We start from the raw sequence: 20,056 nt of genomic DNA on the forward strand, positions 1-20,056 counted from the left end.
ACATGAGTATTTTGTCCAAAGAAAAAGTGAAGCTGAATGTAAAGGTTCAAGATAAAGTTGAAGCGATCCGGCTTGCCGGCCAACTGCTCGTCGACGCGGGACATGTGCCTGCGGCTTACATCGACAAAATGATCGAGCGGGAAAACGTGTCTTCTACTTACGTCGGCGGGGGGCTTGCGATGCCTCACGGGACGAACGATGCCAAAGAACTGATCCGCTCGACGGGCATGTCCGTGCTGGTCGTTCCGGACGGCGTCGAATTCGGCGGCGAAACGGCATATCTGGTCATCGGGCTCGCAGCGGTGGGTGACGAGCATCTGGAGATCCTCTCCGGGGTTGCCGCTATCGTATCCGAGGAAGACGACATGAAGCGCATTTTGCAATCCGCTTCGGAAGAAGAAGTGATCGCGATCTTCGAAGAAGGGATGAGCGCATGAAGGCCGTTCATTTCGGCGCCGGCAATATCGGCCTGGGTTTTATCGGGCTGCTGCTGTCCCGTTCGGGATTCCATGTGCAATTTGTCGACGTCGATGAAGAGCGTGTGAACCTGTTGAATCAGCGAGGAGAATACAAAGTTACGCTGGCGAACGAACAAGCCGACACAACGGTGGTGCGGAACGTTTCGGCCATTAACGGCAAAGAGAGCGACCGGGTGGCACGGGCCATCGCCGAAGCGGATCTGGTGACGACGGCTGTCGGCGTTAACGTCTTGCCCTATATCGCGGAGACCATCGCTAGGGGCATCGAGCTTCGACTGAAAGGAGCGGCCGGGCCGCTTATGGTTATCGCCTGCGAGAATGCGATCGGCGGAAGCACGCAGCTCAAGGAACATGTGTACGGGCATCTTGCCCCGGAAGTCAAAGAGCGGGCCGCTGAACGTGTCGCTTTTCCGGATGCGGCGGTGGATCGGATCGTACCGCTCCAGCAAAGCGAGGACAAGCTTCATGTGACGGTAGAACCTTTTTTCGAATGGGTGGTCGACCGTTCGGTCCTGCCCGAAGGATACCCTGTCATTGAAGGCGTCCATTACGTCGACAAGCTTGGGCCTTATATCGAGCGCAAGCTGTTCACGGTCAATACGGGTCATTGCTGCGCCGCCTACCACGGTTACCTGAAGGGTTATTCCACCATTCAGGAAACGATGCGCGATCCGGATATCGTGGCCGAGATTCGCGGCGTGTTGAGCGAGACCGGAGCCGTCCTGGTCAAGCAATACGGTTTTGACGAAGCGGAGCATCGCCGGTATATCGACAAAATCGTGGAACGATTCCGCAATCCTTACCTGACCGACGAAGTCGTCCGCGTCGGCCGCTCGCCGATCCGCAAGCTTTCGCCGAACGACAGGCTTGTTCGCCCGGCGATGACGGCATACTCGCTCGGGATGGAAGTGCCGCATTTGACGAAGGCGATCGCGGCGGCTTTACGGTTCGATTACCGGGAAGACCCGGAAGCGGTCCAATTGCAAGAGACGTTGAAGGAACAGGGGATTCACAAGACCCTTGCCCAATATACGGAAATACCGGAAAGCCATCCCCTTCACGGCAGGATCGTCGCAGCCTATGAGTCGCTCAAGCATCAGAAATAACCGCCAAGGAGGGTGTGGACGTTGACACAGCAGTTGAAAGGAATTGGAGCGTCGCCGGGGCTTGCCATTGCCAAAGCGATCGTTTTAAGCACGGAAACGTATATCCCGGAGAGAAGCGCGGTGGAAGAGCCCGAACTCGAATTGCAGCGTTTCCGGAATGCGGTCCGGGAAGCGCGGGAAGAGATCGAGCGAATCCGGGCGGCGGCAGAAGAGAAGCTCGGATCCGAGAAAGCGGAAATTTTCGAAGGGCATCTGCTTATTCTGGAGGACCCGGATCTGATCGACGTCATTGAGGACAAGATCAGGGAGGAAGCGGTAAACGCCGAATATGCGCTCTACGAGGTGTCCCAATCTTTCATTGAGACGCTGAGCCAGATGGAAGACGAATTGCTTCGGGAACGGGCGGCGGACATACGGGATATATGCGGACGGGTAATGAACCGTTTGCGCGGCATCGAGGGCGGCGACCTGTCCCAATTGACGGATGAATGCATTATCATTGCCGAGGATTTGACGCCTTCCGATACCGCTCAGCTGAATCTGGAGGCGGTGCGCGGGTTTGTAACCGAGATCGGCAGCCGCACGTCGCATTCGGCGATTATGGCCCGCTCGCTGGATATTCCCGCGATTGTGGGTGTCGGGCCCGATCTGCGGAACATTGAAGCGGGCGCCCTTGTGGTGATGGACGCTTCCGAAGGCATTCTCATAGTCGACCCGAGCCCGGAAGAGCTTGCCTTGTTCAAGGAGAAGAAAGCCAAGTACGACCGGCGCAAGGCGGAGCTGGCCCAGTGGGCGAGCCGGCCGACGATCACCGCGGACGGCCAACGCATCGAGATTGCCGCGAATATCGGCCAGTTGGAAGATGTGCAGAAAGCGCTGGACAACGGCGCCGAAGGGATCGGCTTGTTCCGCACGGAATTCCTCTACATGGGCCGCAGCGAGCTGCCGACGGAGGAAGAGCAGTTCAACAGCTACAAATACGTACTGGAGAAAATGGCCGGCAAGCCGGTCGTGATCCGGACGCTGGACATCGGCGGGGACAAGGAGCTTCCTTACCTGGACCTGCCTAAGGAAAGCAATCCGTTCCTCGGCCAAAGGGCGCTCCGCCTGTGCCTGGAACGGCAGGATGTCTTTCGCACCCAGCTTCGTGCGCTGCTGCGGGCAAGCCGCTACGGCAATTTGAAAATCATGTTCCCGATGATTGCCGTATTGGACGAGCTGCTGGAAGCGAAACGTATACTGGAGGAGGAGAAACGGCAGCTGACGGCCTCCGGCGTGGAGGTGTCCGACTCCATCGAAGTGGGCATGATGATCGAAGTGCCGTCGGCAGCCATTTCGGCCGACATCTTTGCGAAGGAAGTCGACTTTTTCAGTATCGGGACGAACGATCTGATTCAATATACGATGGCCGCCGACCGGATGAACGAGACGGTGTCCTATCTGTATCAGCCCTGCCATCCGTCTATCCTGCGGCTGATCCGCAGCGTAGTCGAAGCGGCAAGGCAAGAAGGAAAATGGGTAGGCGTATGCGGCGAGATGGCAGGCGACCTGACGGCGATTCCGCTGTTGCTTGGCCTTGGCGTCCACGAGCTCAGCATGAGCGCCGGTTCGATCCTTCCTGCCCGGGAGCTGGTCGGACAGCTGTCCCGGAACGAATGGGAGACCTTGTCCGGACAATCGCTTGCCATGCGCGGGCAGCAGGAAGTTCAATCCTTCGTGCAGGACCATCGGAGAGGAGAATAACACATCATGATCACGAAAACATTCAAGATTATGAATCCGGCCGGTTTTCACGTCCGCCCGATCAAAACTTTCGTGCAGGCGGCCAACCAGTATCCCTGCAAAGTAAACGTCATAAATAAAGGGAAAAAGGTGAACGGCAAAAGCTCGCTCAGCATGCTCACCCTCGGCATCGCGGCCCAGGACGAAGTAACGCTGGAAATCGACGGCGAGCAAGAAGAAGAAGCGATGAAGACATTGGGCGATCTGCTCGTTCAAATTCACGAATAACAAGGTTACGATCGGCCAAGTAAAGTTCAAGGGCACCTGATTCGCAGGTGCCCTTGAACATTTGGCTTATTCCTTTGTCTCGATTCGGGCAAGCTCTTTGTGCACGATCGGGGCGACTTTGGTGCCGAGCAGCTCAATGGCGCGCATCACTTCGCGGTGCGGCAGCGTGCCGACGTTCACATGCAGGAAGAAACGGGTAACGCCCAGGTTTTTGCGCAGCAGAATAATCTTTTCCGCGACATATTCGGGATCGCCGACATAGAGGGCGCCCCGAAGGCTGCGTGCGGCATCGTAAGTGGCCCGGGTATAAGGCGGCCACCCCCGCTCCCGCCCGATGACGTTCATCTGGGCTTGCGTGGACGGGAAGAATAGATCGGCAGCCTGCTCGGTCGTTTCGCCGACAAATCCGTGCGAATGGGTCGCGATCGGAAGCTTGTCGGGGTCATGTCCGGCCCGCGCAGCCGCCTCCTTATAGAGAGCGACTAACGGAGCGAATCGCTCCGGCATGCCGCCAATGATGGCGAATACGATCGGCAGCCCCAGCGTTCCGGCCCGGACCGCCGATTCCGGATTCCCGCCGCTTGCGATCCATACCGGCAGCGGGTTCTGGACGGGTCTGGGATAGACACCGAGATTATTTATGGCGGGACGGTGGCGGCTGCCGCTCCACGTTACCTTCTCCGAGGATCTGATCGCAAGCAGCAGTTCCAGCTTTTCTTCGAACAATTCGTCATAATCGTCCAGGCTGTATCCGAACAGCGGGAACGATTCGATGAACGAACCCCGGCCCGCCATAATTTCGGCCCGGCCGTTCGAGATGCCGTCAAGGGTGGAGAAGTCTTGAAATACGCGTACCGGATCGTCTGAAGACAGCACGGTGACGGCGCTTGTAAGCCTGATCCGCTTCGTCATGGCAGCCGCTGCCGCCAGCACGACAGCAGGTGCGGAGCTAGCGTAATCGGCTCGATGATGCTCTCCGACTCCATAGACATCGAGACCGACCTGATCGGCCAGTACGATCTCCTCAACCGCTTGGCGCAGCCGTTCGGCATGGCTGATGACTTTCCCTGTCGCCGGATCCGGTGTTGTCTCCAAAAAAGTGCTGATTCCAATTTCCATCGTCTTTTTATGATCGGCCATTGTGACTCGCCTCCTTTATTACTCTCTATTTTACTTAATTATTTACGGTTTCTCAAATTTAGTAAGTAATTTGTCTGACAAGCACCGCCAGACGGATTGTGACGGGCGTCGTTTTATTATATGATTAGGATGGCCTTCGGGAGTAACGGGGCTAATTGACGGAATTGATGTGGAGGACGCGATGTATCCCAGAGATTTGAATTATAGAATGCCGGCGGAATGGGCGCCGCATATCCGCACGTTTATATCCTGGCCGGTGCGCGATTCGATGTGTTATCCGGAGCAGTACGAGCAGGTGTGTCAAGGTTATGCGGAGATTATTGCGGCGATCGCCGAGTTCGAACCGGTCACGGTGGTGGTCAATCCGGACGATCTGGAGAAGGTCAGCCGATTGCTCGCCGATAACCGGATCGAATGCTTGCCTATCGAGCATAACGATGCCTGGCTGCGGGACAACGGACCGACCTTCGTCGTGAATGACGAGGGCGGCCTGGCGGGCGTCAACTGGCGCTTCAACGCATGGGGCGGCAAATATTCGCCGTGGGATCTGGACGACGCGGTGGCCCCGCAAATATTGCGGCATGTCGGCGTCCGGCAATTCGATGCGCCGCTTGTCATGGAAGGCGGCTCGATTCATACGGACGGCGAAGGCACGCTGCTGACGACGGAAGAGTGTCTGCTGAATCCGAACCGGAATCCGCAGCTGAGCCGCGAGCAGATCGAAGCGCATTTGCGAAACTTCGTCAATGCGGAACGGATCATCTGGCTGAAGCGCGGGCTTAGCGGCGATGAGACGGACGGCCATGTCGACAACGTCGCCTGCTTCGCGGCGCCGGGCAAAGTCATCCTGCAAGTATGCGACGATCCGGACGACGAGAATTACGCGATCACGCAGGAAAACCTGAAAATTTTGCAGGAGGCGGTCGACGCGAAAGGGCGCAGGCTCGAGGTTATCCCGATTCAGCAGCCGCCGAAGGCGTTTTATGACGGCGCGCGGCTGACGCTCAGCTATCTGAACTTCTACTTCGTTAACGGCGGCATTATTTTGCCGGTGTTCGGAGGCGCGGCGGAGGAGACGGACCGGATGGCGCAGCAAGTGCTGAGCGAGACGTTCCCGGATCGCCGAATCCGCACGGTGAACGGCATGGCCATTATCCGCGAGGGCGGCAATGTCCACTGCACGACCCAGCAGATGCCCGCCGGACGCGCGTAAACACGTCAAGATCAAGCATTCGCAAGGAGGAGCGGCTATGAGAAAGGTGAAGGTGGCAGCGACACAGATGAGCTGCTCGCACAACAAGGAAGAAAACATCGCCAAAGCAGAGTCGCTGGTCAGGGAGGCGGCAAGGCAGGGCGCGCAAATTATACTGCTGCAGGAGCTGTTTGAAACGCCGTACTTCTGCCAGAAGGAGAAGTCCGAATACTACAGCTATGCGACCGAACTGGAGGAGAATGCGGCAGTCCGGCATTTTCGAAAGATCGCGAAGGAGCTGGAGGTCGTGCTGCCGATCAGCTTCTACGAGAAGAAGAACAACGCCCGCTACAATTCGCTAGCGGTCATCGACGCAAACGGCGAGGTGCTCGGCAAGTACCGGAAGAGCCATATTCCGGACGGCCCCGGCTATGAGGAAAAGTTTTATTTCAACCCGGGCGATACCGGATTCCGCGTGTGGAAGACGCGCTACGCCAAGATTGGGGTCGGCGTCTGCTGGGATCAGTGGTATCCCGAGGCGGCGCGCTGCATGGCGCTGATGGGAGCCGAGCTGCTGTTCTATCCGACGGCAATCGGCTCGGAGCCGCACGACAGCTCGATCGACTCCAAGGATCATTGGCAGACGTGCATGCTCGGCCATGCGGCGGCGAACCTCGTGCCGGTCATTGCCTCCAACCGTGTCGGGGTGGAGGAGGACGACGATTCGAGTATTACGTTCTACGGCTCTTCCTTTATCGCCGGACCTCAGGGCAACTTGGTGGCGGAAGCGGGACGGACGGAAGAGACGGTGCTGACCGCCGAATTCGATCTGGACCTTCTGGAGACGCAGCGCATCGAGTGGGGCATTTTTCGCGACCGACGGCCGGACCTGTACAAAATCATCACCTCCTACGATGGCGAGCTTCGATTCGATTAAGTAACGGAACCATATGAAAGCAACGCAAGGGAAAGCATGTCCTCATCCCGTAAAGAGAGGGCATGCTTTTTTGCTTGTAATTCCCGATCGGAATGAAAAAATGCAGGGAGGTTAAAATAGACCAGCAATCAAAAATTGATCCCAACTTTGGATGTGATCGGAAAGTGAACCCGGACAACAAACTGAGCTTTGCGCAGGTTTTTATGATGCTCATGCTGATGAACGGCCTGGCCTGTCATGTCATTGTCAACCCGATGATTCTCGATGCCTCGGGAAGGGACTCATGGATAACGGTTCTGGTGACCGGTATCGTGTTACTCGTATGGATGATGCTGCTTGCTTTCATCATGCGCAGATCGGGACAACAGGAATTCAAAACGTGGCTCGCCCGCCGGATATCTCCTGTCGGAGCCTGGCTTCTAATCCTTCCGGTATGCGTGCAAATGTATCTGGTCGGCGGCATGACGGTTGTTCATACGACATCCTGGCATATTACCAATTATTTGCCGACAACTCCCAAGCTGCTTCTGGTAATCGCATTGGTGCTGTTCTGCTGTTTTATTACGCTTTGGGGCCTTAACGTCATCACCATACTTTCCGGCGTGTTGCTTCCGCTCGTTGTGGTGCTCGGCATCTTCGTCAGCAGCTTCAACGCCCCGATGAAAGATTATGCCTTGCTGCGTCCGATCCTCGAGCACGGCTCGGGACCGGTCTTGGCCGGCATGGTCTATGCGGGCGCCGGATTCGTCGAGCTAGTGGTGCTGATCATGATGCAGCATCGGATCAAAACGAGAGTTCGTGTCTGGCATCTGCTCCTGTACGGCATTGCTACGGTCATCATTACACTGGGGCCGATTATAGGGGCCATAACGGAATTCGGTCCCGAAGAAGCCGCCAGCCAGATGACGTCCCCTTATGAGCAATGGCGGCTGGTGCGGATCGGACTATACGTCGAGCATCTCGATTTTCTGTCGATTTTCCAGTGGTTGTCCGGAGCTTGCGTTCGGATCAGCCTGTCTGTCTATTTGTTTGTCGAGACGCTGTCGATCCGTAAAGACCGCATTCGCGAATGGATCATCATTGCGGTCACCGCGAGCTACGTTCTGTTGTCTTTAATTCCAATTAACGAATACTCCTTTTATTTGTGGTTGTACCGCTACTATATGCCGGTTTCCCTGATTGTCATCTTGACCTTGTCCTTTCTTTGGATGATCGTCGCACTGTTCTCAAGACCAGCTCAGGAGGAAGCCACATGAACATGAACGCCCAGACGGAGAAGGAACGATGGACGGAACAGAAGCTGCGGGATCTGTTTGCCGGCTCGGCCGACGTGGTGATCCAGACTTGCCGGTTCGGCGAGCAGGAGATTCTGGAAGTTGTCATTGTGTATGCCGAAGGGCTGTGCAACAGTCAGGAAATCGGCAAGACCGTCTTCCCGGAATTGAAGAAGCTGCACAGGCTGCAAGGCTCGTTCGATGATCCGCTCGTCAAATTATCGTGTTCGCTGCCTTTGAAGCCGTTCGACGGCGCTTCGTCGGATCAGCTGGCCGAAGCTGTGTTTCAGGGGGATTTGCTTCTCCTGTTCGTGAAAAAGAACGTACTGTGCTCCATTGATATATCGGACCGGCCGATGCGTCAGCCGAAGGAATCGAATACGGAAATATCGGTTAAAGGTCCGAAGGACGGCTTCGTCGAGGACATTACCGTCAATATTGCCTTAATCCGTAAGCGGCTTCGGGACCCGTCTCTGCATATTGAGATTACGACGATCGGACGAAGAACGAAAACCAAGGTCGGGCTGATGTATTTCCATGACATCCTCGATCCCGCTGTGCTGAAGGAGGTGCGCAGCCGGCTGGGGCAACTCGATGTCGACGGCCTTTTCAGCATTTATCAGCTGGAGGCGGCTTTGACCAAACCGAAGTTCAACATCCTCCCGCTGATGGACTTTACCGGAAGGCCCGATTATGCCGTCTCCAGTCTGCTTGCCGGCCGATTTGTGCTCATCGTCGACGGCCTGCCGATGGTGCTGATCGCGCCGGCCACCTTATCATTAATTTTGAAGTCGCCGGAAGACACGCATTTCAATTACACCTATGTCTCGTTTGCGCGGGTCATCCGAATTATCGGCTTGTTTCTGTCCATCTTTCTGCCGGCGATTTGGGTGGCGCTCATGGCTTTTCATCAGGACCAGGTTCCGTTCCGGATTTTGGCGACCGTCTCGGTCACGCGCATCGGGGTGCCGCTTTCCGCTCCTATGGAGATGTTCCTGTTGCTGATGTTGCTCGAGATCTTTCGGGAAGCGGGGATCCGGCTGCCGAACGCGATCGGTCAGACGTTAACGTCTATCGGCGGTCTGATCATCGGCGATGCCGCCATTCGTGCAGGTCTCGTATCGCCTTCGGTTGTTGTTGTCGGCGCGATTACGGCGGTTTCGGGCGTTACCCTGGTCAATCAGTCGCTCAGCACCCAGGTCAGCATTTTGCGTCTGTTTTTCTTTATCCTGTCGGCTCTTCTCGGGATGTACGGGGTTATTTTGGGCATGGTTCTGCTTCTGGCTTACATGAGCAGCCTAAGGTCTTTCGGCGTCGGTTATCTGATTCCGTTGTCACCCATTGTGGTCAAGGATTTGGTGGTATCTTTTTTGCGGGTGCCATGGTTCATGATCAAAAAAAGACCCGGGCTCCTGCATACGCTTGACAGCGACCAGATGGAGGAGGGGAGGAAATGAAAGCGGTCCGGCAACTGATAGCTTCCTTGCTTATGCTCGGCCTGCTCAGCGGCTGCACGAATATGCCGGATATTCAAAATATGGCCTATGTGACGACGCTCGGAGTCGACTACGTGAACGACCGGTGGGTATCCTATGCGCAGATCCACAACTTTACGAGCCTGGCCCGCACAGAACAGCTGGAAATCGGGAAAGCGGTCCCGGTTTGGGTCGGCAGAGGAGAAGGAGACACGCTGACCATGGCGCTGGCGAATACGAGCACGACTTCGCAGATGCGTTTGTTTTGGGGTCATGTTCATGCCGTCGTGTTGTCGGAAAGAACGCTCAGGCAAGATTTGGCCGAAGTGTATGCCGCAATAAACCGCTACCGGGAAGTGCGATATAACGTTCTCGTTTACGGTACGAAGCGGAAGCTTACCGACATCCTGATTCAGAAATCGCTGCTGAATTTGCCGCCGCTGGATTCGATCATGTTCACGGCGACCCAGACGAACTCGCCCAGGTCGTTCATTCTCCCTTCAACCGGCAATCGCATTATTGCGAATTTGAACGAGCCTGGTGCGCCGGGATTTATACCGTCCATCGATATCGAGCCCGGCGATTGGTCTGAAGACAAGAAGAGCAGGCCGATGTTTAAAATTTCCGGCGCCTATTTCTTCCAGAATAACAAGATGCGTGCTTGGATGTCCGAGGAAGATCTGAGAGGGATGAGATGGGCGATGAAAGACTTGCAGGAGATCCCGGTTCGTATTCCCGGGGGAGACTCCACGGATGCCGTGCTGATGTTTTCCCGACCGAAGCTATCGATTGCACCGATTGTCAAAGGCGAGGAGGTTTACTACGATCTTCGCGTTCGCGCAGACGGCTATGTGATTGAATTACTGGGGGATGTCCCGCTTCCCAGGTTGAAGAGCGAGACAGCCGGCGTAATACAGAGCGAAATCGAGACGACGTATCGAAAAGCCGCGGCGGCCAAGTGCGACCCGTTCAACCTGCAGGAAGCGTTATACCGCAAATATCCCCATACGTTTCGCCGTCTCTCTGAAAAACAGGATTTTATTTTAAAGCCGGATTCTTTGAGAAATATTCAGGTAGAGGTGCAAATTACAAATCTGGGCAAGTACAAGGGCAGAGTCGTAAAGTGACCGCAGACGGGCGTCTTATGTGGAAAGGCGGGACGGACAAGCGGAGGACTCCTGCGAAAAGGCGTTCTCCGCTTGGCGGGATTCATGAGGCCGGATCAAGCCGGATGCTGCCGGGACGGTCCCTGTCGTTCTGCGAGCGGCAGCGTAAACGAAAACGTCGAGCCTTTGCCTTTTTCGCTCTCCGCTTCGATCTTCGAGCCGTGCATGTCGAGAATCGTCTTGACGATAGACAGACCGATGCCGGTCCCGTTGCGCTTCGATCTCGCCTCGTCCGACTTGTAGAAGCGGTCCCATATGCGGGCGAGCGTGATGCAAGTTGGCGGCAGTAGGCGCGCAGTTCTGACAGATAAGGACCGACGGCCGCTTCAAATTCGGATGGAAACGGCATATTCGCATCTCTCCAGGCTCGTTTGGCCTTAGTTTAACAGCCGAATATGAACAAAATATGACGGACGGGGATGGCAAAAAAAGAAGAGGCTGCACATGATGTGCGGCCTCTCGTTCGCGGCGCTTGCTTTCGCGATTTTTTCGTAGGGACGATCAGACCGATTGCCGGTTGCGCATCAGCATCAGCAGCCCGCCGGCGATAATGAGCGCCGCGGCGATGATCGGCTGTCCGCCCGACAAGCTGCCCAGAATGGAGCCGAGGGAGAAGATGGCGAAGAACAGGATCGACAGAACAGTTAAAATATTGATCGGGATGAGCAAATATTTATTGCGGCCGCCGAACCAATACAGCTCGAACAGACCGACCGCGACCGCGAATATAAATCCGGGCCACATGACGTCCCAGCTGTCGAACAGCATGGCAATCTGGCATATGATGCCGACCGTAAAGACGATGCCTCCCGGCACCAGCACGCCGACGGCCTGACGGTGCAGGACGGAGAAGTACAGCCAATGAAAAAATACGCCTACCGGGATGACGAACAAGGTGGGCCAGAAATAGGCGAATATCGTCCCGGTGTTCAATTCGATATCGCCTCTCATAAACATAAACGCGCCCAGCAGGATCAGAATCGGGCCGAGAAAGGCACTCCGGTTCAAATTCAACACATTCACTCCCGTTTCCATCGGATATTGATTCCAGCATACCACGGCATTCCCAAGTTGTCTTCCTGCCGCGGGAAGAATGAAAAATCGGGCTGGAGACCGATTTCTTGCGGAATAAAATATGCTGGCCGGGCGTTATTTTGCTTGCGCTAACAACTTCCAAGCCAAACCGGGCTGCGATCTTCTATAATAGAAAGACATACTGCAGACTTTGCCGGGGAGGAAGAGGCGATGATCGGACTGTTGCCGTTAATGCTGGAGCGGGTCGGCATTTTGTTAATTATCGTATTTCTCGTATCCAGAATGAAATCGTTTCGGAACATTATCCGCCACGAGCACGGCTATAAAGAAAAGATGGCGCTGATCGCCGTGTTCGGCACGTTCGGCATCATCAGCAACTATACCGGGATCGAAATTCGCGACGGCGAAATTTTGACGGTCGTATGGCAAATCGCCGTCGCCGATGACGGCGCTATCGCGAATACGCGGGTGCTGGGCGTCGCGCTCGGCGGATTGCTGGGCGGCCCGCTGGTCGGAACCGGCGCCGGTCTGATCGCCGGTCTGCACCGGCTGACGCTCGGGGGCTACACGGCCGTCGCCTGCGGCTTATCCACCATCGTGGCCGGCATCGCAACCGGCTTTATCGGCAATTACTTGCGCAAACGGGGACAAAACACGCCGTGGCGGGCGGTTGCGGTCGGCATCGTGATGGAATGCATTCAGATGGGCGTCATTCTGGCGATCGCCAGACCGTTCTCCGCCGCGCTCCAGCTGGTGGAAGTGATCGCCATTCCGATGATCGTGATCAACGGCTTCGGCACGCTGCTGTTCATGCTGATCATTCAGTCCATTTTTCAGGAACAGGAAAGAACGCGCGCCTTGCAGACGCAGACCGCACTGAGCATCGCGGACCGGACATTGCCGTTTTTCCGCCAAGGCTTGAACGCGCATTCTTGCCGGGAGGCGGCGAAAATCATTCTGCAAGCGACCAACGCCGCCGCCATCGCCATTACGGACCGCGAACGCGTGCTGGCGCATATCGGTGCGGGCTCCGACCATCATATTCCGGAACAGCGCATCGTGACCCGGTTGACGCGCAATGTGCTGGAGCAGGGGCGCATTCTGAAGGCGAGGACGAAGGAGGAAATCCATTGCTCCAGGCCGGACTGTGCGCTGCAGTCGGCGATCGTGCTGCCGCTTCGCGTTCATCAGAAGACGGTGGGGACGCTCAAGCTCTATTTTACGGAAGCGAGCCAGATGGATCTGGTGGAGCAGGAGCTGGCCGAAGGGCTGAGCAGGCTGTTCTCGACGCAGCTGGAGCTGGCCGCCGCCGAGCAGCAGAGCAAGCTGCTGCAGGACGCGGAGATCAAGGCGCTGCAAGCGCAGGTGCATCCGCACTTTCTGTTTAATGCGATCAACACGATATCCGCGCTGTGCCGGACCGACCCGGACAAGGCGAGGAAGCTCTTGCTGCAGCTCGGCGTGTTTTTCCGCAGCAATTTGCAGGGCGCGCGCCATACCCTGATCCCGCTGCATAAGGAACTGGAGCATGTGGAAGCTTATATATCGCTGGAAAAAGCGCGTTTTCCGGGAAAATACAGCGTCGATTTCCGCATCGAGCCTTCGCTTGGCGAGGTGATGGTTCCGCCGTTCACGCTGCAGCCGCTGGTGGAGAACGCCGTGCGGCACGCCTTTGCCGGCCGGAAGGAAGGACTGATTACGATTCGGGCTTACCGCGAGCGCGACCGCATGGTGCTCATTACGGAGGACAACGGCAACGGCATACCCGCCGATGTGGTTGGCCGGCTCGGCAAGCAGGCGGTCGAATCGAAGGAAGGCACCGGAACGGCGCTGGTCAATATTGGCAAAAGAATCGAAGAGCTTTACGGCGGCGAGGCGGTGTTCCGGGTCGAAAGCGAACGGGATGCCGGTACGAAAGTTTTCATTTCGCTGCCGCTCAGCCAGGAGAGTGGGAGGGGTCTGCATGTTGAGAGCGTTCATTGTGGATGATGAGCCGCTGGCCAGAGACGAACTGGCGTATATTTTGCGTCGGACCAAACGGGTCGATGTGATCGGGGAAGCGGAAAGTCTGGAGCAGGCTGCGGAACAGATCGGGCAATATAAGCCGGATGCCGTCTTTCTGGACATTCAGTTGGCCGAGGACAGCGGGCTGGAGCTGGCGGCGCGGCTCGTGCGCGATGACGAAAGACCCGATATCGTGTTCGCCACGGCGTACGACGAGCACGCCTTGAAGGCGTTCGAGCTGAACGCGGCCGATTATATTTTGAAACCGTTCGACGAGAACCGGATCCGGCAGACGGTCGAGAAGCTGATCCGATTGCGGGATGCGCGGGATGCCGTCAGCACACGCAAGGCCGCTCCGCAGCTGGCGCCGGAACGGACAGACAAGCTGGCCATCATGGTCGACGATCGCATTCTGCTCGTTCCGGTAAGCCAGATTTTGTATATCGGTTCCGAAGAAGGCAAGACGGTCATCGCAACGGAAACCGGGCAAAAGTATACGGTGGCCGAACCGCTGGTCGTTTTCGAGCAGAAGCTGCGGAATACGCCTATCGTGCGTGTCCACCGCGCCTATCTCGCGAATATGGACGGCATTGTGGAAATTCAGCCGTGGTTTCATTCGACATACAACCTGATGATGAAAGACGGCTCGAAGGTGCCGGTCAGCCGGACGTACACGAAAGAATTGAAGCAGCTGATCGGCTTGTAAAAGGGGATGGCCGGCTGCGTTCCGGCCCTCGCATTTTGAATTTCAGCTCCCGGCCTTGACCTTTTATCCTGAAAACCGCGAAATAGCGCTTTCATTTTGTATGATGGATAAACAACCAAGGTCAACGAAAGGACGGGACATTGTTATGAATGCGATTACAATTGTCATCGGATCGATTTGTATCCTGATGATCGCATACCGGATATACGGGACATTCATGGCGGCCAAAGTATTGAAACTGAACGACAATCAACCTACGCCGGCGCATACGTTGAACGACGGCAAAGATTACGTGCCGACGAACAAATGGGTCGCCTTCGGCCATCATTTCGCCGCTATCGCCGCGGCGGGGCCGCTCGTCGGTCCGATACTGGCCGCGCAGTTCGGTTATCTTCCGGGCTTGTTGTGGCTGCTCATCGGAGCCGTCATCGGCGGCGCCGTGCACGATGCCGTCGTGCTTTATGCCTCGATGCGCAAGAGCGGCAAATCGCTGTCCGAAGTGGCCAAGGAAGAGCTTGGGCCGGTCGCCGCATTTTGCACCGGTTTGGCGATGCTGTTTATTATTACGATTACGATGGCCGGTCTTTCGATGGTCGTGCTGCATGCGCTGGAGCGCAATCCTTGGGGGACGTTCGCCGTCGGCATTACGATTCCGATCGCGATGGGCGTCGGACTGCTCTACAAGAAGACGGGCAATTTGAAACTGGCCTCGACGATCGGCTTCATCCTGCTCATGGCCGGCGTGTTTATCGGCCCGGCGATTCAGGAGACGGCTTTCGGGCAAATGCTGTCGTTCGATACGAAGACGCTGGCGATCATTTTGCCTGTATACGCTTTCTTCGCGGCGGCGCTGCCGGTATGGCTGCTGCTCGCTCCGCGCGACTATTTGAGCAGCTTTATGAAAATCGGCGTCTTTATCGCGCTCGTGGTCGGCGTCTTCATGATCAATCCGAGCATTTCCTTTCCGGCTTTGACGGAATTCGTGAACGGGGGCGGCCCGGTCATCGCAGGCCCTGTCTGGCCGTTCATCTCGATCACCATCGCCTGCGGCGCCATCTCCGGCTTTCATGCCTTCGTCGGATCGGGCACGACGCCCAAAATGCTGAACCGCTGGAGCGACATCAAAGTCGTCGGCTTCGGCGCGATGCTGGTCGAATGTCTCGTCGGCATCATGGCGCTTATTGCGGCGATCGCGCTGCAGCCGGCTGACTATTTTGCGATCAACTCCTCGCCGGAAGTGTTCCGGACGCTCGGCATGAGCGTCGTCGATCTGCCGAGGCTGAGCGAGGAAATCGGACTCAATCTGGAAGGGAGAACGGGCGGCGCGGTGACGCTGGCCGTCGGCATGACCCATATTTTCACGTCGATTCCGTGGTTCGCCAACCTGGCGCCGTATTTCTTCCAGTTCGTGATCATGTTTGAAGCCGTTTTCATCTTGACGGCTATCGATGCGGGGACGCGCGTCGCCCGCTATCTGATCCAGGACTTCTTCGGCGAAGTTTACAAGCCGCTGAAGCGTGTCGACTGGATGCCGGGCAATATTTTCGCCAGCGCGCTCGCCTGTCTGATGTGGGGCTACCTGCTGTATTCGGGTGATATCGGCTCGGTATGGGCGCTGTTCGGCGTCTCCAACCAGCTGATGGCGTCCATCGGGCTCATCATCGGCGCGACCGTCATCCTGAAAATCGCCGACAAGCGCCGTTATATGCTGACCTGTCTCGTTCCGCTTGCTTACCTGTTCGCCACGGTCAACTATGCGGGCTATTGGATGATCCGAAACGTGTACCTCAATCCCGAAGCGGCCGGTTACAACGTACTGAACGGGGTGCTGTCGATCATCATGCTCATCCTGGGCGTTGTCATTCTGGTTGCGGCGATCCGCAAGTGGATTCAAATTCTAAGCGTGCCGGGCGCGAGACTGGAGGCAAGGTCGGCGTAAGCGCGATTGCGCGAGCGCGGCGATGCCGCGGATCGGGAACCCCGGGGCTCAGCCGGGCGAATGGGGGCGGTATTGGCGAATTCGGATTCGGCCGGGCGAATGATGCCGCTATTCCCTAACACGGGGCCTAACGAATCCTGGTCACGCTAATTTGGCCATATCAGGCTCCGGGTTCGTGCTAGCGAACTCCAGACACCTGCGAAATGGGGAATTTCGTTCAAATAAGGTGACTAGGGTTTCGTAAGCGAAGCGAAAGCGCGGCGAGAGCGCAGTATCCACAAAGAGGGCCATCCCCGGCGGATGGCCTTTCCTTGTGAATTCCCCGGACGGGTACGGTCCCTCAGCGCCATTGTACAATCTGCAATAAAATGCTCCTCTACGACTCTGCCGGCCATATTTGATTGCAGAACATACAATCGGGAGCTAGAAAGCGGGTGAGTTAGGAGTAATCTGTTGCACAAAATGCAATGAAACGGCCCAAAACGGGGATTAGCGATGTCAATGCCATGAAACGCCATCACGCGGCCGCCGCTGACGGCCGGCATCGACGGGCAAGAGACACGCTCTGCGGCCGTTCCTATAACGTCGACCTGCCGTCCGAACGAGAAGCGCCAGCTTGAGAGTGGACGCCGGTATGTCGGCTGTCGCGGTCCACACGGATCGGTTTTGGCTGAACTGGACGCCGGCTTTTATGCTATTGCGGGTATGAATAAATTACATTATCCGCTGCGTCGTAAATCGCGACGTTAGAATAAAACATATTCCCTTTAACTTCATTCCCGTAAGGAATAATAGCGCCGTTCTTACTAAGCTCTTTCCGAACCACGGTTTGATCATCGAACGTTATTGCTACTGAAGATGCTGACTTTAAAATCTGTTCATCATTTAGTATAACGGTCACGAAGGGAAATCTCGTTGCTGATCCCATTACAACAATAGGGGCGTTTTCCCCAGCCTCCCCAAACACGATCTGATCTTGGAGATTCCCGTCTTTATCCTTATAAAGCATATAATACCCGGTAAATTTATCCTCGTTGAATAGAACGACCGTAATTTCCCCCATTATTTCGACGGCAACTTCTCGAATGTCATGATCAGCAATAAATTTATTAACTTCTTGCTCCGTTATAGGCGACGGGCGAGAATTTGTACAACCTAACATGATGCTCAATCCTACGATAATCAACGTTGTTAGACATCTTCGCATTACCAATCCTCCATTACGGTAGAGCTAATATCCTAATATCCATTGGCATAAAAACGAAAGTAACAGACCGGGGCCTGTTACTTTGAGACTGGCTCATCCAAAAATATCTATTTCAGATTGAGGTCGGTAAATTCTAGTGATACCGCTCTTGGTAACGTAAATATCAGCAGTATCAGTTACAACAGCATTAGTAAGATTTCCGAAAAGGACAGTCCATTTTACACTATATTGGGTCTAGTAGCTTGAGTATACCATACTCCAGATATAGGTTCCGAGCGCCAAGAAATTGTATTTTCATACCTCTCCCAAGTCGGGGGGAATCCTAACGTTAAATTGTAACCAGAAAATTCAGTGCTTTGATGCAAGACAATCTTATCGGGAAGCCACGGATCAGAGGCAAGCCAAGTAGCTTTTTGCGTACCCGAGAACGCCAATTCCCCCTCAGTATAACCAGGGACCCATTTATAAAACTCTGTGCAACCTGTTCCCCAAGTTCTATTAACTGCATCATTAGTATCATAAGCTGAAACGTCATAATCCGGCTGTCCGCCACTCGCATCTCGAATCGGGCGCAACATGCTATACCAGCGCCAGCAGGTCGCGCTTGATCGATTCATAGGACGCGCGATCGCCCTTCTTGGCGTAGAACCGCAGCCCGTCCAGCCCCTTGAACAGCAGGGCGCAGGCGAGCCGCTCCTCGAAGCGGGGAATATCGCGTCCTTCCTCGGCCCAGGCGTCCCGGATCAAGCCGGGAATGTTCAGATACGGTGTCCACAGATGCTGAATGGCCAGGTCGAACACGAAATCGCCGTACATGGCCATCTCCCAGTCGACGATGCCCGTAACGACGAGGCCGTCCGACAGCATGTTGGCGAGATGAAAGTCGCCATGCACGAGACAGCGCTCCGTCGGCGAGGCGCTCGCCTTCTCCATCATCTCCGCGTACAGCCGCTCGAACAGATCGCGCTCCAGAAAGGTCTCCTCGAACAGCGCGTACCAGCCGTGCCAGAAGCCGGTCTGTTCTTCCAGGAAGAACGAGGCGAGAAAGGCGGGCCAGCTGTCGTGCGTCCCGTCGCCCGTGGGCGCGATCCACCCGTATCCCGTCGTATGGGGGGCGGGACGAACTTCGCGAATCGCGGCAAATTTGCGCACCAGGTCGGGCAGAATCTTCCTTATCGTATCCGGCGGGTACCGGATGACGGCTTGGCCCGGCGCTTTCTCCGCGATTTTGAAGCAAAGGCCGTTCATCTCGCCGATTCGGACCACGCGCGGGATCGGGATTTGCGGCGAGGCGATCGTTTCGTACAGGTAGCGCTCCTTGTCGAAGCCGTCCCGGCTGTCCTTGAAATGGGCGACATACTCGGCGCCGCCATGACGGAAGCTGAAGACGCGGCTGATTTCGCCCTGATCGATCGGCGTGACCCCGTCGACGCTGCCGCCCAGCGCGTGCCGCAGCATGTTCGCCGCCTGTTCCGCGTTCATTTCGGGTTTGAACGATAGCATGGATGCCATGTCCTCCAGTGGGGTATAGGTTCAGCGAAAAAAGGTGACGACGAGCGCCATGACGCCCATCAGCGCCATAAAGCCTAAAAATAGATACCCGAATATGCGCAGCGGCGCCGGCATCGTGTGCAGAGGGACTCTTTTGATCGGCCCCCCGCCTTCGATTCTTTGCATCGGGAGCAGCTGCTCGTCGACGTACTGCGGTTCCTCTTGAATTTCCCGCAAGGCCTGCGTTTCATGGATGTCAAGCTGCTTTCCTTCATTCATAAATGTCCACCTCCGATCGGACGAGGATACGCACGGTGGCTGTTGATGGGCGAAATACGCTGTGATACGCTAAATATAGAACAATTGCAGACGACTGCCTGCTTGGCTCCCGTAAGAAAGCCGCTTCAAGGCGGGCGGCTGCAAGACCGGCCGTCGGCCGTCGACCGCTCGCTTCGCAGGGGACGATAATATTATATCAATACATGGAGTTAAAGGCATCCAGGTTTTCCAAAAACTAAGAGAGGAGGAGCGCGGGTTGCAGCCGTTTACGATGCGCGTCATCGAAATCATCAAACGCATTCCGGAAGGCCGCGTCATGACCTACGGGCAAGTGGCGGAGCAGGCCGGAAGTCCGAGAGCAGCCCGGCAGGTCGTTCGCATCCTTCATGCGATGAGCCGCGCGCATCGGTTGCCCTGGCATCGGGTCGTCAACGCCAAAGGCGAAATCGCGATCAAGGACGACGAGGGCCGGGAGATGCAAGTATTGTATTTGCGCAGCGAAGGCGTCGAAGTCGATGTCGACGGGTCGATCGATCTGGATAAATACCGGCATGTGCCGGAATGAGGCGTTCCGCAGGAAATCGCATTTTCCCGGTATACACGGCAAAAGCCGATG

19 protein-coding genes are annotated in these 20,056 nt (G+C 56.0%); 13 read left to right on the top strand and 6 right to left on the bottom strand.

Annotated elements, in window-relative coordinates:
* The first annotated feature begins 2 nt into the window (after positions 1–2).
* From ABEV74_RS09835 to ABEV74_RS09850, 4 genes are read left to right on the top strand one after another with little or no spacing between them, the layout of a single operon-like run.
* Positions 3–437, top strand: a complete 435-nt coding sequence (locus ABEV74_RS09835; protein ID WP_062489878.1) for a PTS mannitol transporter subunit IIA — start codon at positions 3–5, stop codon at positions 435–437.
* A complete protein-coding gene (locus ABEV74_RS09840; RefSeq protein WP_430145584.1) occupies positions 434–1,585 on the top strand; it encodes a mannitol-1-phosphate 5-dehydrogenase in 1,152 nt (383 codons plus the stop codon). The genes ABEV74_RS09835 and ABEV74_RS09840 overlap by 4 nt, the downstream gene beginning before the upstream one ends.
* Positions 1,586–1,606: 21 nt before the next feature.
* Entirely contained in the window at positions 1,607–3,328 is a 1,722-nt protein-coding gene (ptsP, locus tag ABEV74_RS09845; RefSeq protein ID WP_430145585.1) for a phosphoenolpyruvate--protein phosphotransferase, read from the top strand.
* Between the two features lie 6 nt (positions 3,329–3,334).
* Positions 3,335–3,595, top strand: coding sequence for an HPr family phosphocarrier protein (locus ABEV74_RS09850; protein ID WP_430145588.1), 261 nt, complete (start codon positions 3,335–3,337; stop codon positions 3,593–3,595).
* 66 nt (positions 3,596–3,661) lie between these two features.
* On the opposite strand, the gene ABEV74_RS09855 is transcribed toward ABEV74_RS09850, so the two are convergent.
* Positions 3,662–4,714 (bottom strand): LLM class flavin-dependent oxidoreductase, encoded by a 1,053-nt coding sequence (locus tag ABEV74_RS09855; RefSeq protein ID WP_430145665.1) that lies wholly within the window; start codon positions 4,712–4,714, stop codon positions 3,662–3,664.
* A 202-nt stretch (positions 4,715–4,916) separates the two neighbouring features.
* On the opposite strand from ABEV74_RS09855, the gene ABEV74_RS09860 reads away from it, so the two are divergent.
* The 5 genes from ABEV74_RS09860 (at position 4,917) to ABEV74_RS09880 (ending at position 10,740) form a co-directional block, all read left to right on the top strand.
* On the top strand, positions 4,917–5,948 hold the full coding sequence (locus ABEV74_RS09860; RefSeq protein WP_430145591.1) for an agmatine deiminase family protein: 1,032 nt from the start codon (positions 4,917–4,919) through the stop codon (positions 5,946–5,948).
* Between the two features lie 37 nt (positions 5,949–5,985).
* The gene (aguB, locus tag ABEV74_RS09865) at positions 5,986–6,864 is read left to right on the top strand and encodes an N-carbamoylputrescine amidase (RefSeq protein ID WP_430145593.1); all 879 of its coding nucleotides are present in this window, start codon (positions 5,986–5,988) and stop codon (positions 6,862–6,864) included.
* A gap of 164 nt (positions 6,865–7,028) precedes the next feature.
* Positions 7,029–8,120, top strand: a complete 1,092-nt coding sequence (locus ABEV74_RS09870) for an endospore germination permease (protein WP_430145595.1) — start codon at positions 7,029–7,031, stop codon at positions 8,118–8,120.
* On the top strand, positions 8,117–9,595 hold the full coding sequence (locus ABEV74_RS09875; RefSeq protein WP_430145597.1) for a spore germination protein: 1,479 nt from the start codon (positions 8,117–8,119) through the stop codon (positions 9,593–9,595). Before ABEV74_RS09870 ends, ABEV74_RS09875 begins: the two co-directional genes overlap by 4 nt.
* Complete coding sequence (locus ABEV74_RS09880; RefSeq protein WP_430145600.1) at positions 9,592–10,740, top strand: Ger(x)C family spore germination protein; 1,149 nt, start codon at positions 9,592–9,594, stop codon at positions 10,738–10,740. Before ABEV74_RS09875 ends, ABEV74_RS09880 begins: the two co-directional genes overlap by 4 nt.
* 95 nt (positions 10,741–10,835) lie before the next feature.
* Here ABEV74_RS09880 and ABEV74_RS09885 read toward each other — a convergent pair whose 3' ends face one another.
* Both ABEV74_RS09885 and ABEV74_RS09890 read right to left on the bottom strand, forming a co-directional pair.
* A complete protein-coding gene (locus tag ABEV74_RS09885; protein WP_213528923.1) occupies positions 10,836–11,066 on the bottom strand; it encodes an ATP-binding protein in 231 nt (76 codons plus the stop codon).
* 214 nt (positions 11,067–11,280) lie between these two features.
* On the bottom strand, positions 11,281–11,787 hold the full coding sequence (locus ABEV74_RS09890; protein WP_430145668.1) for a hypothetical protein: 507 nt from the start codon (positions 11,785–11,787) through the stop codon (positions 11,281–11,283).
* 237 nt (positions 11,788–12,024) lie between these two features.
* Between ABEV74_RS09890 and ABEV74_RS09895 the strand changes: the two genes are divergently transcribed.
* From ABEV74_RS09895 to cstA, 3 genes are all read left to right on the top strand, one after another.
* Positions 12,025–13,803, top strand: coding sequence for a LytS/YhcK type 5TM receptor domain-containing protein (locus ABEV74_RS09895; RefSeq protein ID WP_430145602.1), 1,779 nt, complete (start codon positions 12,025–12,027; stop codon positions 13,801–13,803).
* The gene (locus tag ABEV74_RS09900; protein ID WP_430145605.1) at positions 13,778–14,524 is read left to right on the top strand and encodes a LytR/AlgR family response regulator transcription factor; all 747 of its coding nucleotides are present in this window, start codon (positions 13,778–13,780) and stop codon (positions 14,522–14,524) included. The genes ABEV74_RS09895 and ABEV74_RS09900 overlap by 26 nt, the downstream gene beginning before the upstream one ends.
* A gap of 145 nt (positions 14,525–14,669) precedes the next feature.
* Positions 14,670–16,463 carry a carbon starvation protein CstA gene (gene cstA / locus ABEV74_RS09905; RefSeq protein ID WP_062489899.1) on the top strand — a complete coding sequence of 598 codons (1,794 nt, stop codon included), beginning with the start codon at positions 14,670–14,672 and terminating at the stop codon, positions 16,461–16,463.
* Between the two features lie 694 nt (positions 16,464–17,157).
* Here the strand turns inward: cstA and ABEV74_RS09910 are convergent.
* The 3 genes from ABEV74_RS09910 to ABEV74_RS09920 all read right to left on the bottom strand — a co-directional run bounded on the left by ABEV74_RS09910 (position 17,158) and on the right by ABEV74_RS09920 (position 19,440).
* The gene (locus ABEV74_RS09910; protein WP_430145608.1) at positions 17,158–17,649 is read right to left on the bottom strand and encodes a hypothetical protein; all 492 of its coding nucleotides are present in this window, start codon (positions 17,647–17,649) and stop codon (positions 17,158–17,160) included.
* Between the two features lie 600 nt (positions 17,650–18,249).
* Positions 18,250–19,173 (bottom strand): phosphotransferase family protein, encoded by a 924-nt coding sequence (locus ABEV74_RS09915; protein WP_430145610.1) that lies wholly within the window; start codon positions 19,171–19,173, stop codon positions 18,250–18,252.
* Between the two features lie 30 nt (positions 19,174–19,203).
* Positions 19,204–19,440 (bottom strand): hypothetical protein, encoded by a 237-nt coding sequence (locus ABEV74_RS09920; RefSeq protein WP_430145613.1) that lies wholly within the window; start codon positions 19,438–19,440, stop codon positions 19,204–19,206.
* A 256-nt stretch (positions 19,441–19,696) separates the two neighbouring features.
* Here ABEV74_RS09920 and ABEV74_RS09925 point away from each other — a divergent pair, with 256 nt between their 5' ends.
* A complete protein-coding gene (locus ABEV74_RS09925; RefSeq protein WP_062489908.1) occupies positions 19,697–20,005 on the top strand; it encodes an MGMT family protein in 309 nt (102 codons plus the stop codon).
* Positions 20,006–20,056: the final 51 nt, after the last annotated feature.

Source organism: Paenibacillus cisolokensis (assembly GCF_050481165.1).
GTDB classification, from domain to species: Bacteria; Bacillota; Bacilli; order Paenibacillales; family Paenibacillaceae; genus Paenibacillus_AH; species Paenibacillus_AH cisolokensis.